General features: G+C 50.9%; 16 protein-coding genes, 1 tRNA gene and 1 pseudogene. 8 read left to right on the top strand and 10 right to left on the bottom strand.

What is annotated here, in order from left to right:
• Positions 1-72: 72 nt before the first annotated feature.
• From ACFQ88_RS10670 to ACFQ88_RS10660, 3 genes are all read right to left on the bottom strand, one after another.
• Positions 73-300 (bottom strand): YqzE family protein, encoded by a 228-nt coding sequence (locus tag ACFQ88_RS10670; protein WP_379454076.1) that lies wholly within the window; start codon positions 298-300, stop codon positions 73-75.
• A gap of 151 nt (positions 301-451) precedes the next feature.
• Positions 452-2,170 (bottom strand): arginine--tRNA ligase, encoded by a 1,719-nt coding sequence (argS, locus tag ACFQ88_RS10665; RefSeq protein ID WP_379454075.1) that lies wholly within the window; start codon positions 2,168-2,170, stop codon positions 452-454.
• Positions 2,171-2,337: 167 nt separating this feature from the next.
• Positions 2,338-4,035 (bottom strand): methyl-accepting chemotaxis protein, encoded by a 1,698-nt coding sequence (locus ACFQ88_RS10660; protein WP_379454074.1) that lies wholly within the window; start codon positions 4,033-4,035, stop codon positions 2,338-2,340.
• Between the two features lie 215 nt (positions 4,036-4,250).
• Here ACFQ88_RS10660 and ACFQ88_RS10655 point away from each other — a divergent pair, with 215 nt between their 5' ends.
• The 3 genes and pseudogenes from ACFQ88_RS10655 (at position 4,251) to ACFQ88_RS10645 (ending at position 7,622) form a co-directional block, all read left to right on the top strand.
• Entirely contained in the window at positions 4,251-5,525 is a 1,275-nt protein-coding gene (locus tag ACFQ88_RS10655; RefSeq protein WP_379454073.1) for an FG-GAP repeat domain-containing protein, read from the top strand.
• Positions 5,518-6,222: pseudogene (locus ACFQ88_RS10650) on the top strand (response regulator transcription factor). The gene ACFQ88_RS10655 and the pseudogene ACFQ88_RS10650 overlap by 8 nt, the downstream one beginning before the upstream one ends.
• The gene (locus tag ACFQ88_RS10645; RefSeq protein WP_379454072.1) at positions 6,219-7,622 is read left to right on the top strand and encodes a sensor histidine kinase; all 1,404 of its coding nucleotides are present in this window, start codon (positions 6,219-6,221) and stop codon (positions 7,620-7,622) included. The pseudogene ACFQ88_RS10650 and the gene ACFQ88_RS10645 overlap by 4 nt, the downstream one beginning before the upstream one ends.
• Positions 7,623-7,913: 291 nt before the next feature.
• On the opposite strand, the gene ACFQ88_RS10640 is transcribed toward ACFQ88_RS10645, so the two are convergent.
• Both ACFQ88_RS10640 and ACFQ88_RS10635 read right to left on the bottom strand, forming a co-directional pair.
• Complete coding sequence (locus ACFQ88_RS10640) at positions 7,914-8,399, bottom strand: GNAT family N-acetyltransferase (protein ID WP_379454071.1); 486 nt, start codon at positions 8,397-8,399, stop codon at positions 7,914-7,916.
• Positions 8,400-8,478: 79 nt separating this feature from the next.
• Positions 8,479-8,566, bottom strand: a tRNA-Leu gene (locus ACFQ88_RS10635).
• Between the two features lie 331 nt (positions 8,567-8,897).
• On the opposite strand from ACFQ88_RS10635, the gene ACFQ88_RS10630 reads away from it, so the two are divergent.
• Positions 8,898-9,119 carry a hypothetical protein gene (locus ACFQ88_RS10630; RefSeq protein ID WP_239633499.1) on the top strand — a complete coding sequence of 74 codons (222 nt, stop codon included), beginning with the start codon at positions 8,898-8,900 and terminating at the stop codon, positions 9,117-9,119.
• A 19-nt stretch (positions 9,120-9,138) separates the two neighbouring features.
• Here ACFQ88_RS10630 and ACFQ88_RS10625 read toward each other — a convergent pair whose 3' ends face one another.
• Positions 9,139-9,348, bottom strand: a complete 210-nt coding sequence (locus ACFQ88_RS10625) for a hypothetical protein (protein ID WP_379454070.1) — start codon at positions 9,346-9,348, stop codon at positions 9,139-9,141.
• A gap of 142 nt (positions 9,349-9,490) precedes the next feature.
• Here ACFQ88_RS10625 and ACFQ88_RS10620 point away from each other — a divergent pair, with 142 nt between their 5' ends.
• The 3 genes from ACFQ88_RS10620 to ACFQ88_RS10610 all read left to right on the top strand — a co-directional run bounded on the left by ACFQ88_RS10620 (position 9,491) and on the right by ACFQ88_RS10610 (position 10,262).
• Entirely contained in the window at positions 9,491-9,637 is a 147-nt protein-coding gene (locus ACFQ88_RS10620; protein ID WP_379454069.1) for a hypothetical protein, read from the top strand.
• 154 nt (positions 9,638-9,791) lie between these two features.
• Positions 9,792-9,938 carry a hypothetical protein gene (locus ACFQ88_RS10615; RefSeq protein WP_239633496.1) on the top strand — a complete coding sequence of 49 codons (147 nt, stop codon included), beginning with the start codon at positions 9,792-9,794 and terminating at the stop codon, positions 9,936-9,938.
• A 21-nt stretch (positions 9,939-9,959) separates the two neighbouring features.
• Complete coding sequence (locus tag ACFQ88_RS10610; protein WP_239633495.1) at positions 9,960-10,262, top strand: hypothetical protein; 303 nt, start codon at positions 9,960-9,962, stop codon at positions 10,260-10,262.
• On the opposite strand, the gene ACFQ88_RS10605 is transcribed toward ACFQ88_RS10610, so the two are convergent.
• Both ACFQ88_RS10605 and ACFQ88_RS10600 read right to left on the bottom strand, forming a co-directional pair.
• Entirely contained in the window at positions 10,245-10,988 is a 744-nt protein-coding gene (locus tag ACFQ88_RS10605; protein WP_379454068.1) for an adenosylcobinamide amidohydrolase, read from the bottom strand. The genes ACFQ88_RS10610 and ACFQ88_RS10605 overlap by 18 nt on opposite strands.
• Positions 10,967-11,194, bottom strand: a complete 228-nt coding sequence (locus ACFQ88_RS10600) for a hypothetical protein (RefSeq protein WP_239633493.1) — start codon at positions 11,192-11,194, stop codon at positions 10,967-10,969. The genes ACFQ88_RS10605 and ACFQ88_RS10600 overlap by 22 nt, the downstream gene beginning before the upstream one ends.
• Positions 11,195-11,376: 182 nt before the next feature.
• Here ACFQ88_RS10600 and ACFQ88_RS10595 point away from each other — a divergent pair, with 182 nt between their 5' ends.
• Positions 11,377-11,688 (top strand): hypothetical protein, encoded by a 312-nt coding sequence (locus tag ACFQ88_RS10595; protein WP_239633492.1) that lies wholly within the window; start codon positions 11,377-11,379, stop codon positions 11,686-11,688.
• Positions 11,689-11,801: 113 nt separating this feature from the next.
• Here the strand turns inward: ACFQ88_RS10595 and ACFQ88_RS10590 are convergent, their stop codons facing one another.
• Positions 11,802-12,125: a hypothetical protein gene (locus ACFQ88_RS10590; RefSeq protein WP_239633491.1), complete on the bottom strand. Its 324-nt coding sequence runs from the start codon at positions 12,123-12,125 to the stop codon at positions 11,802-11,804.
• Positions 12,126-12,219: 94 nt separating this feature from the next.
• Positions 12,220-12,792 (bottom strand): xanthine phosphoribosyltransferase, encoded by a 573-nt coding sequence (locus ACFQ88_RS10585; protein ID WP_239633490.1) that lies wholly within the window; start codon positions 12,790-12,792, stop codon positions 12,220-12,222.
• Positions 12,793-13,106: the final 314 nt, after the last annotated feature.

The following is a 13,106-nucleotide window of genomic DNA, read 5'->3' as shown; positions in this document are numbered from 1 at the left end:
CCTCTCCCTATATAGAAAAGCTTCCCCGCCCTGGAGTCCGGAGATCGTGCCGGCTTGAGGAAGAGAAGCTTTTCATTTTTTTTTATTCCAGCGCATCCCGTCTACCCACATTCGCGCGGCTATAGGCAGCATGCCGAACCAGCGGTACTGCCACTGCTCGCGGGATTGCCTTATGCTTGCTTTCGTTTGCTTGCGAACCTCCCGCGGTGTTTCCATATAAATAACAAATTGCTCTGTTACATATTTCACCAATTCATCCGCTTTTGCTATCGTCCGCACCTCCTGCAATCTAAGCTGCATTTACTATTTTGTCCAGATTCAGAACTGTCCAACCCTCCAACTCCGCCATTTTGCCGAAACCCGGCCTATTTGCCTGCATATGAGGCACAAATAAAAACACCCGCCTATCCTTAAAAAAAGGATATCGGGTGTTCGGTTTTTCGGTTTATCGTTACATTTTCTCCGGCGCTTCAATACCGATCAGGGCTAAGCCATTGCGCAGCGTAATGTGGGTGCTTTTCACCAACGCCAGGCGTGCTTGGCGAAGTGCCGCATCGTCAACGAGAATCGGACATTCGTGATAGAAGCGGTTGAAGCTTTGCGCCAGGTCAACCAGATAACGGCTGACGATGGAAGGCTCCAGCTTCATACCGGCCTGCTCTACCCGCTCCTTGAACAGGTACAGCTGCTTCAGCAGTCCTTGAGCTTCCACATTATTCAACAAGGAAGCATCCAATTGCTCAGGCTGTACATCGAACTCAATCGATGCCCCGTCGTTCGCTTTGCGCAGTACGCTGCAGGCACGGGCATGCGTATATTGGACGTACGGACCGGTTTCTCCTTCGAAGTTCAACGCAACTTCCCAAGAGAATACGATGTCCTTGATCCGGTTATTGCTCAAATCGTTGAAAATAATCGCGCCGACGCCGACTTGACGGGCAACATCGTCCTTATTTTCGAGATTCGGATTTTTCTCATTAATAATGTCTCTGATTTTGTCAATCGACTGCGTAAGCAGCTCTTCGAGGCGGATGACATTCCCTTTGCGTGTAGACAGCTTCGCGCCTTCCAGGCTTACTTTGCCAAACGGCACGTGTACCAGCTGGTTAGCCCATGGATAGCCCATCAGCTCGATCACCTTGAACCATTGCTGGAAGTGCAGGCTTTGTCCCGCATCGGTAACATAAATACACTTGTCGAAATCGTAAGTGTTCTTACGGTAAATCGCTGCCGTTACGTCACGGGTATGATACAGCGTGCCGCCGTCCTTCTTGATCATCAGGGCCGGTGGCATATTGTAGTCGTCAAGGCGAACGAGCAGTGCTCCTTCATCCTCTTCAAGCAGGTTTTTCTGCTTCAGCTCGTCCACTACGGCCGCCATCTTATCGTTATAGAAGCTTTCGCCGGCATAGGAATCGAATTTCACGCCCAGCAGATCGTAAATTTTCTGGAATTCCTTCAAGCTGATTTCCACGAACCATTTCCACAGCTGCAGCGCATCCTCGTCACCCTGCTCCAGCTTGACGAACCACGCGCGAGCTTCGTCCTCGAGCTCAGGCTTCACATCCGCTTCGTCGTGGAATTTCACATACAGCCGCTGCAGCTCATCGATCCCGTCGGCTTCGACGACGCTCTTGTCTCCCCACATCTTGTAAGCGACGATCAGCTTGCCGAACTGGGTGCCCCAGTCGCCCAAATGATTGATTCCAATACAGTTGTAGCCTAGGAATTCGAAGATCTTATAAATCGCATTCCCGATCATGGTCGTGCGCAAATGTCCGATATGAAACGCCTTGGCGATGTTAGGCGACGAATAGTCGATTGCGATGTTGCGGCCTTGTCCGATATTTTGCGCGCCGTACCGCTCTCTTTGCTCCAGCACTTCGCCAAGCACGTTTTTGGCAAAGTAGGCCGGCTCCAAAAACACATTGAAATAACCGGATACAGCTTCGACCCGTTGAAAAGCCGGATGTCCCTGCCAATTTTGCTTCAATTCCTCGGCGATGGCCTGAGGCGCTTTCCGAAACTGCTTGCTTAATTTGAAGCAAGGCATCGACAAGTCGCCCATCTGCGGATTGGGAGGATATTCGATCAATTCCGCAATCGCTTCCTCCGTTATTCCCTCGAGCTGAGCTATCAATTGTGACGCCAATATATTTTTATAATTCATCCTCATGGTCCCCTTTCCGTCCATCCGTATGATCGTTTATTCAAGCAACAAAGCACCCCAAGCGGGGTGCTCGCTATTCGTAAGTTCCGGTTTGCCATCATTTACATATGTAGCTATTATATCTATCCTGAAAAATCGAGTCAAGCGCCTAAATACGCCATATCGCCCTACTGTATCCGAAACTTGCGGACCAGCCCGTTCAGCTCCTCGCACAAGCCTTCAATCGCGTGAACCGACTTCGTAATTTGCTTCATCGATTCCAGCTGGCTGACGGACAAGCCGGCTGCCTGTGCCGATTGCAGCGAGGAATTTTTTGCTATCGACGCCGTCTCCAGCACCGAAGCGGACACTTCCTCCGAGCCTGCCGAGATTTGCTCGGAAATCGCCGATATTTCGGTAATTTGCTCGTTGGTTTGCTGCGCCTTGTCTACGATTTGGTGGAAGCCTCCCGCCAGCTGGTTGACGAACGCTTTCCCCGTTTCCATCTCCTGTATTTCCCGGTCCATTGCCGCAACCATCCGGGCGACCTTCGCCTGGACCGCTTCAATCAGCTCGGCGATATGCTCCGAGGACAGACGGGACTGCTCCGCGAGCTTGCGGATTTCACCGGCTACGACGGCAAAGCCCCGCCCTTCCTCGCCCGCACGCGAAGCTTCGATAGAGGCATTCAGCGCTAGCAAATTCGTTCTCGCCGAAATATCGCTCATGACCTTCACAATCTCCCCGATTTCCTCGGAGTGGGTGGACAGCTCCCTTACCGCGCCGGACGATACTTCAACAGACTGGTGAATCGCCTCCATTTGCAGCAGCACCTTGTCCAAAGTTAGGCTCCCCTCCTCGGCGGCGCGGAGCGTATCGTACATCATTTCCGACATAGCCATTGAGGAATCTGCGATTTCCCCCATGCCTGCCGATATTTCCTCCATGGCGCGGGCGCTTTCCTCCGTCCCTTTCTCCTGGGCTTCGGCGCCGCTGGCTATTTGCTGCATGGACGACGTCATCGTATGGATCGCAGTCACTGTCGTATCCGCATCATGGGCCAACATCTTTGTCGTTTTGTTGACCTCGCGCGATGTTTCTTCGATAGTATAAATCATAGTCTTGAGCTGCTGTGTCATTTGATTGACGGAATGAACCAAGCTTCCGATCTCGTCCTTGCTTTTGGTTACGATAGGCTCTCCGGTCAAATCCCCTTCCGCAATCCGCTTGACTCTCGCGCTTATCGCCTCGATCGGCTTAATCATCCGGCTGATCAGCAAGAAGGCCACGAATGCCGCAATGACCGGGAAGATGCCTCCCGTTTGCAGCGTAAATTGCAGCATGTTCCAGGTCCGGTCCGTTAAGATCGACGCATCGAAATCGATCGCCATAACTGCCACAATTTCTTTGGAAGCATCATGGTCGGCGAAAATCGGGGCGTACCCCGTCTTTCTCTCTCCGCTGCCGAACGTATAGACGGACGATGCTTCCGGGTGCTTCATGTTTACCAGCATATCCATCGCATTACGATCTATGTAAAATTTATCGCCCGCCTTGAAGCCTTCCTGCTGCAGCCGCTTGTCGGGTACTAGCAGAACACCGTTTAAGCTCATAATGGCGGCATTTTTGAAAATGGGCTTGTGATCGACAATCCAGTTCACTTTATCCTGCAGCTCTTTGGAGGCTTTACCCTGGGCCAGATCTTTGATTTCCGATGCTGTCAAAAGTCCCGAGGTGATACTTGCACAGCCGATGAGCTCATCTCCGGCCGATTGATCAATTTGCTTGTAATTGACATAATAACCAATGACCAGCAAGGAGAAAACGCTTGCCAATACGGCAACCACAACGAGCCAGGTCACTTTCCCTACAATACCTAATTTCATGGACGATCCCCTCTTTTCATAGAACCACTGATGTCGTTTGATTTCATAGTATCGCTAACGGTGGTTAGTCACTGTGATTTATATCACACCAGGATATATTTCCCATCCCCTTCCACACAAAATGTAATGAGTTTGTTACTCTTTGCCTATGGGGGAACTGATATAATGAGGGATAATTTCTTATAAAAGCATTCACGGAAAGCAGGCGATTCCACTTGACCTTCACCCGCTGGGCCCCCGCTTTGCTCTGCATGCTTACGATGCTTTGCAGCGGATGCTCGCTTATTCAAGATCCGCAATCGTATATGCGCAAGCCGAAGCTTCCGGAAGACAAGGCGAGCCTGAACCACGTCATCGAGCAGGCGATTCCAGCAGGAGCTTCCATCCTTCGGCCCAAACGATCGAACGATCCTGCTTCGATTTATATTAAAGATTTGGACAACGACGGCAATCCGGAGGCGGTCGTCTTTTATAAAACCCAAGATGCGATCAAAGGCATGCTGTGGACACGGAGCGGCGATACCTGGACACTGGTCAGCGAAATGACCGGAGACGGCTATGAGCTCGACTCCTTGCAGTTCGAAGACTTGACGAATGACGGCAGGCTGGAGATTGTCGCCGGCTACTCCGGAGGGATCAGGCTGAGCATGGGTCTCGTTATTTATCATTTGGACGGCGGGAAGCTGACTACACTGTATCAAAGCCCTTACAACGAGATGATTATCGACGACTTGAACCAGGATCAGCAAAAAGATATTACGCTCGTGACTATGGAACGGAATGTATCGTCCAAAATAACTACCTTCCAATATAACGGCAAGGATTTTCAGCCGATTGGTTCGGTACCTCTGGATCCCTATGTGAACGGCTACTACAATATAGCGGCAGGATATGTTACCGAATCCATTCGCGGCTTGCTGCTGGATGCGGGGGTAGGCGCCCATTCCTCCACAACGCAGCTCGTCCGCTTTGACGGGGGCCAGCTGGTCAAGGCGTTCCCGGACAATAAGCTGCCCTTCAGGTCGGGGTCTGCCCTAAGCGGAGATATCAACCAGGACGGGATTATGGAGATCTCCATCGACATGGCTCCCAAAGGCTCGGAGAGCGAAGCTTACGCGTATACGCCTTGGATTACCGAATATTATCGCTGGGACGGTCAGGAGGGACTGAGCAAGACACCCTTATACCGCCGATACTATGATTATTTGAACGGCTTCTATTTGGAAATCCCGGCGGAATGGAAAGACGCATTCGGAGTCAAGCGTACGGAGAATACGCATCGTTTTTATTTCACGGATACGGACACAACGATATTCGAATGGGAAACGATACCGAAAGAAAGCTGGGATTCCGGCGATATCCAGGGCAAAGTAATAGGACGCACAGACAAGACGGTCACCGTGCTGCACCTGCCTTCGGATAACAGCAAGTATGCGGACAATTTCCATTCCGTGACGGAGCTTCAAAGAGAGGAGAATTCCGATGAGTAAAGTGCTCATTCTCGAGGACGAAGAATCCATCCGCAGCTTTGTCGTCGTCAATTTGAGACGGGAAGGATTCCATATTATAGAAGCGGCTACAGGAGATGAAGCCATCCAGCGATTTCAGGAGCATCCCGATCTGGGTGTTGCGCTGCTGGACGTCATGGTGCCCGGGCGGGACGGATTCGAGGTATGCCGCCGGATCCGGGAGCGCAACGAGCGGGTCGGCATCATCTTTTTGACGGCCAAGGTACAGGAGAAGGACAAAATTATGGGCTTGTCCCTCGGAGCCGACGATTACATCAGCAAACCGTTCAGCCCGGGCGAGCTCATGGCCAGGGTACATTCCCTCCTGCGCCGCGTTCAGCTTCAATCTCCTTCCCGGCAGTCGCACGATCCCGTATACCGGTCGGGTCCGTTCGAGCTTCATACCGCCTTGCGCGAGTTTCGAAAATATGGCGAGCTCATCGACCTGACTCCGACGGAAATGGCGCTGGTACAGCATTTTATGCTGCATCCCGGCATTCCGCTTAGCCGTGACACCCTGCTTGATGAAGTATGGGGCGAGAATTATGTCGGCGATCCGAAGATGGTCGACGTCAATATCCGGCGCTAGCGGCAAAAGGTCGAGGAGGACCCGTCCAAGCCTGCTTACATCGAGACCGTTTGGGGCTTCGGCTATAAGTGGAAGGATTGCGAACAATGATGCGTAAGGGGATTAAGCGGCTTGTCGTATCTCACTATGTACTCGTCGTGCTGCTGACGCTGGTCCTGGTCGAAAGCGTGTTTATCTACTCGGTTCGCACCTTTTATTACAACAGCATTTTTAACAACCTAAACAACCATGCTCAGGTGTCTGCGTCCTTCTATAACAAGTTTCATTCCGACCTGAATGTCCTTACATTCGAAAAGCAGCTTCCGGACGTTATCGAATCATTCGCCCATCCCAGCGCGGAGCTGCAGGTCATTACCAAGCAAGGTACCGTGCTGGCTACAACAAGCGGCTTTGATGTCCGCGAGCAAATCAAAACCAGGGACGTGACTGCAGCGGCGCAGGGGACCTCCGGACGCTGGGTCGGGACCAACGATCCGACCGGCGAGCGGATCATGGCTGTAGCGACGCCCCTGCTATGGAACGGGCAGCCGATTGCCGTGCTTCGTTATATCACCTCGCTGCAGGAGGTTGACCGGGTGATCCGCAACATATCCGGCATCGCCCTGCTGATCGGCTTCGCCATTCTCGGCGCCGTATCCTTGATCAGCTTGGCTCTCGCCAATTCGATCGTCCGCCCGGTCAACCGCATCACGGCGGCTTCCGCTCTGATGGCCAAAGGCCGCTTCGATGTTCGCGTAGACGAATCGTACCGGTACGAGCTTGGAGATCTGGCCAAGACATTGAATTTTATGGCGCAGGAAATCGTCAAGAGCGACAAGCTGAAGAACGACTTTATTTCGTCCATATCGCACGAGCTCCGCACGCCGTTGACGAGTATAAAAGGCTGGAGCGAGACGATACTGTCCGGCGACCTGGAGGATAAAAACGAGACGAAAACGGGACTCAGGATCATATCCAAGGAGACCGACCGGCTAGTCGGGCTTGTCGAAGAGCTGCTCGACTTCTCCCGTCTGGAGCAGAAGCAGCTGTCGCTCGATATCGGACAGGTCGATATGGAATATTTGCTTAATGAAGTCATGCTCCAAATGGCGGCCAAAGCCCGCTCCAAACACGTTTCGTTCCAATATGTCCGGAAGGGCGATTCAAGTCCGCCCTCCATTCCCGGGGATCCTAACCGGCTCAAGCAAGTTTTTCTGAACATAGCCGATAATGCGGTCAAGTTCGCTGATCCGGATACGGCGATTACCGTAACGGCTTCTGTGGAGCCGGATGCCCTCGCCGTCAGCATACGCGACATAGGGGCCCCCATTCCATCGGAGCATTTGGGGAAAATTACGGAGAAATTTTATCAGGTGAATCCGCAAGGTGAAGGAACCGGACTCGGGCTTGCGATCTGCAAAGAGATCGTTGAGCTGCATCGCGGCAAGCTTACTGTCTCCAGTTCGGATACGGAAGGCACGACTGTTACCATGCGGCTTCCATTGTCTTGACCTTCTCCTACCCTCCTACTAAAAAAAGCCACCGTGAGGGTGGCTTCGGGCTGTCGTGCAGCCTGATTATGCGGAATATGCAAAAGGTGGTAGGTGGTGTATCTCCTGCAGGAGCGTTAGCGCCCGCCTTTGTTATCAGGAATTCACCACTGAAAGGGAGTAGATTAATAATTCCTGATAACAACAGCGGCCGGAAGGAGATACTCCACCGGGATACCTTGCATCACTTCCAGCGATATAGGCTTCCCGACAAGCCAAAAGCCACCCTCGAAGGTGGCTTTTTTCACTCCACTATAACATTTTCTGCATCAAAATAACGTCCAGCATCCGGTCGAACTTAAAGCCGACTTCGCGCATGACGCCGATATAGTCGAAGCCGAATTCCCGGTGAATATAGATACTGCTGTCGTTGCCTTCCGTAATACGCGATAAAACGGTATGAAGTCCCGCTTCTTTGCCAGCTTTTAAGACTTGATCCATCAGCTTCTTGCCTATGCCCTGCCCGCGGAAATCATGATGGATGTACAAGGACAATTCCGAGGTCCGCTCGTAAGCAAGACGGTCGGAGTAAGGATTCAAGGAAGCCCAGCCTACCACGATTCCCCCCAGCTCCGCTACGAGGACGGGATAACGGGTTCCGTGCAGCTGAAACCATTGCTGCTGCTGCTCCAAAGTACGCGGCACCGTATCGAAGGTCGCGACGGTATGCAGAACGGCCTCGTTGTAGATTGCTAGAATGGCATGGATGTCTGATTCCACTGCCGTACGAATAATCATTTCCTATTCACACTGCCTTTCCACAAATGAAAAACCATCTGGTATCGTAGGATATCAGATGGCTGTTATATTTAGAGGTTGGTGCGGTCAAGAGGACTCGAACCTCCACGGGGGGTTAGCCCACACGGACCTGAACCGTGCGCGTCTGCCAATTCCGCCATGACCGCATATATTGTGTCTCTTCAGCTTCGTGAAGCGGACAAGAAGTATCATATCACCGGATGGACATGCCTGTCAAATCATTTTTTCCTATGTCATCCATTCATACACAACCCAGGCGATGACGCCCCAAATTGGAAGCGTAAACAAAATGCCGTACATCGTTCCTTTCAATGCAGAACCTTCCGTGGACATCCTAATTACCTCCCCGATTCATATTTCGCAAAGTAAACAAATACCGGATTACAGTATATGCGAAAACCGTTCGAGCTATGACATTTTTTTGACCTATCATGTTTCTGTGCTGCGTCCATATACATAGGGCAAGGAGGGATCGGGATGATTCTGCTTCAGTTGGCTATCGGCGTATTGGCTGCCTTGATCTTGTGGGGCTTTATTAAACTGACATTTCAACTCATGCTGTGGTTCATAGGAATCGTTGTGGTAGTGAGCTTCTTGATTCCCGGCGCGCTGCTGTTCCTAAGCGGACTCATGTTCATCTCAATCGGAATGCTCGCTACGCTAGGAGTCTTGTACATCATCGGCGCGTTCAGGCATTGACTCATCCATCAGCACCGCACTACCCTTCCCTGTATGCTTGCAAGGCGCGCAGAGACCATTCTCGCAATGCTGGCACATCCGCTTGAACGGGCGTATCGAACAAATGGGTTGCAGGCAATTCCGGGTCTGCACTTAGTCTAATGATTTCGCCGCGGACCCCGCCTTCTCCTTCCTTCTCCAGCTTCAATGCATAAAATTGATCCAATATAACCAATTGCTCGTCTTCCACGTAAAATGGTCCTCCTTTTTCCTCATGCAGTCCAAAGCATGTCCATCCTAGTTTCCCAAAATCCGACTCGATTATACAATCGCTGCCCGCACGGGATAAAAATCGCCATACAAGAAACCCTATGGTTCGGGAGGTGATTACGATGTCAGGCAGAAATAACAAACCGGATAACAACGGCCCTGCAAGCTCCCCGTCCCGTCTCGATCAATTCGGGGACAAGCTCGCGGAAACGACGTCCGCCAAACCGATGAAAGGCTCTTCTTGCGACAACGAACCGAACCGATCTTAAGCAAGTTAAAACCGGAAACGATCCGGCGCCTTTATGCAATCAAGGTGTCCGGCCGTACTCCGGTTTTTTCTTTTGACTATTTTTATCACCAACGCTCCATTCGCGTCTTATAATAAACTAAACGTGATTTTGCGAAGGGACTGGGCGATGGCATATGGGAAAATGCAAGGATCCGGACGATATTAAGCGGGACATTACATTCATCGTATACAGCGTTATTGTAATATCGTTTTTGTTGGGACTCGGACGTGCAGATGGGATTGAGGCAGAAGCCGAGACGCCTTCGGTGCTTATTGAATAACCCGGTTGGAGGGTGACTGCCGTGGCAGGTCAAAACAATAGAGGAAAAAACGGAAACGGCAGCAAAAAAAACAACGGCTTCAATCAAAAAGATATCGAGAAAAAGCTGGCATCCTTCGGCAAGCTGACACCTCAACAAATTATAGTGATTGCGGGACTGCTTACCAACGCTTTAAGCGTAGATTCCGTTCTGATCGACAAGGATCAGGAAATCGAAATCGTTCTGGTAGGCTCTCTCCGCCGCAAGACCAAGCTGGACCGCCTGGTGGACGAAGTGAGCCAAATGAACGTCGGCGATCTGATCGAATCATTGATTCGAAGATAATACCCATTGCTCATACCGTACTATGGAGCTTTTGACGGACTCGTACACCGTTCTGCCCACAAAATAGCCAAGCTGTGTAGCGGTTCCGGCATATCGGAACGGAGGCCCCTCCTGCGTTGAGGCTATAATGACCGCGTCCGTCGTTGTACCGGTTGCATGCTTATCAATATCCTCCATGCGGATCCCGGCATCCTGCAATGCTGCCGTCTTCGCTTCCGTCGCCGTTATGACGGCGTTAACCATCGCGGCATCCGTCAGTTGTCCATCGATGACGGTAATGATATTGATCGTCCCGGGAAACAGCTCCTCGGGCCTTTGCTCTTGTCCGGCACGCGCTTTGTTGCTTAGCCCTGCCGTTGCCCACGTACATACTTTGAGCCCCGTATGCAGCGACAGCTCCGAATAGCCGCGGTCCTTCACCCGGGCTGCGGTTAGCAAAGCTGCAGTCCCTTCTGCCTTAAGGCCTTTTAAACGCATGAAATCGTTCATTTCAGCCATTGGATCGTCGCAGGAGTAGGAACGGTCCACCTGCCGGTTCATGAGTCGGTAATGCCGCCCGAAGCCTTCTCCCCACATCGAAGAGTTCAGCGTCTTCAGCCCTCGTTCGCTTTCAATAATATAGAAGCTGTTGACCCCGTCCTCGAAGTCAAGCAGCCGGATCCCTGGAATAAGGGAAGCTTGGATGGCGTCGCTATGAGCGAGAGTCATTCTAGAGCACCAATCCAATCCGTATTGCGCTCCTCGGTAAACGGCTGATAGTGATATCTCCGATCGAGCTTAACGATTCTCCGGTTCTGCTTGCGGATCATGACGGTCGTATCGTCCCATGCGACGACAATTCCTTTCACATCGTTAACGGGATCGGCATCCCTCACCACCCGAAGCTTTGTGCCGTCAATCCGGTACTGATCCAATTGTTCCTCGCTAATCATATATACCCTCCTTTGCTCCTAAGCGGAGCAAGACAATGCTTTCATTTATTGTGCAGCTAAGAATAGAATACACCAATCACGGTATACAATAAACAGAACGGAACTGTTGGAACAAGAGTATGCTCTTTCCGACGGCATCTCCATTCCAGGACAAGCTTTCCGAAAGGAGTCATGTTACCGATATGGATAAAAAAACGTACTATGTTGCCGTAGCGTCCGGTGAAATTCTCGAGCCTGAGGATATGAACGGCAATTTCGAGTTTGAAATATTGGCCAACGAAGAAGATATCGATCAGCTTCAGGAGCTGTTCGAGGAGCAGGCCGAGGCACACGATGATACGGCGGCAAGAGCGATGATTCCTATCCGGGAGTATCATAACGACAAAGAAAACGACGCAGCCGACTACTGGCTGAGAGAGATCTACCGCAAGCTGCATGCACTCGGTACACCGGAAACGAAGCAGCATATCGAGAGCATGAACATTCTGAATTAGCAGCAAGCGCAGGCAAAGCGCAGAAAAGCAAAAAAACCTACTGCCGTATAGGCTCGTAGGTTTTTTTACATCTATGGATCAACCGCCGATTAACAATGTCCGCTCGATCTCGGTCAGCTTACATGCTCCTTTGAGTCATTGGTCTCGAACCAATAATCCAGTACTTTGCTGGACATGACTCTCTTGTTGATATACTCAACCTGCTGCTGCGAGAACTGCGGCTGCCATTCAACTCCGAGCTCCTCGCTCAATTTGACAATGGTAAGCAGCTCAGACCAAGCTACGTACCTTTTGTACCAAAAAAATTGAGGATGTTCAATCATATAGGGATACAGGTCATCAAACTCTGTATGTTTACAATCGAGGGCACGTTCGAAGTGAATTTTAGCTTCGTTCAACTTGGTAACAAAAAAATCCGCCGGTATTTCATTCCCCATAGCAATGCCTCCTCTCTTTTGCTTGAATCCATTATAAAGGAAAATCATTGTAGTGGGAAGGCTTAATACCTTGAAAATAATTCTTGCCCGGCCCTTACTCGAACTCGATGCGCCCGTTCGCAAGCGACGAGATCTTGGCCAGCGATTCGACCCGGACACCCGACTCCCGGATGGTGCGGCCGCCTGCCTGGAACGATTTTTCCACTGCGATCCCCACTCCGACCAGCTCCGCCCCGGAACGGCGGATAATGCGGATAAGCCCTCTGGCTGCATCCCCGTTGGCGATAAAATCGTCGATCAGCACGATGCGGTCGTTCTCGCCCAGCCACTCACGGGATACCATGATATCGGTCACGAAGCCTTTCGTGAAAGAAGGCACTCTCTCGCAGTACACTTCCGTGTTATCGGAGTTCAACGACTTTTTGCGTCGGGCGAACACCATCGGCACATTCAGCTCTTGCGCGGCCGCGAAGGCGATAGGGATACCCGAGGACTCGATCGTCAGCACCTTGGTCACTCCGTCCTCACGGAACAAGCGGGCGAACTCTTTGCCCATGGCTGTGGTCAGTGCTGGGTCGACCGCATGGTTCAAAATTGCGTCAAGCTTAATAATATCGTCAGAGATGACTACTCCTACTTCTCTAATTCTTTGTTTTAACAATTCCATTCCTAATTCCTCCCGAAAAACCTTTTCCGTTAACTTATCACATGGCGATTCTGGGTTTCAAGTACTTACTTTATAATCTTTTCTAAAGTTTGTGCAACTTTTCATTTCGTTACAACGTCTATCTAGTACAGAGAGCAAGAAACAATGACCTTCGCCATGAAAATGGATTACTGAAAATAAGAAACGATCGTTTTCATAAAATTGTCCTCATTTTTGTTAAAAAATGCTCTTTGTAGATTCAAAACGGACAGAGTATGATTAATAAGGCTATAAGCGAGCGTTCCATGAGGCATGTCTCCATGTTTTCATAGATA

Source organism: Paenibacillus sp. NPDC056579 (genome assembly GCF_042793215.1).
Classification (GTDB): Bacteria; Bacillota; Bacilli; order Paenibacillales; family NBRC-103111; genus Paenibacillus_S.
The sequence above is the reverse complement of the archived record's forward strand: the minus strand, read 5'-3'. Positions and strand labels throughout refer to the sequence as shown.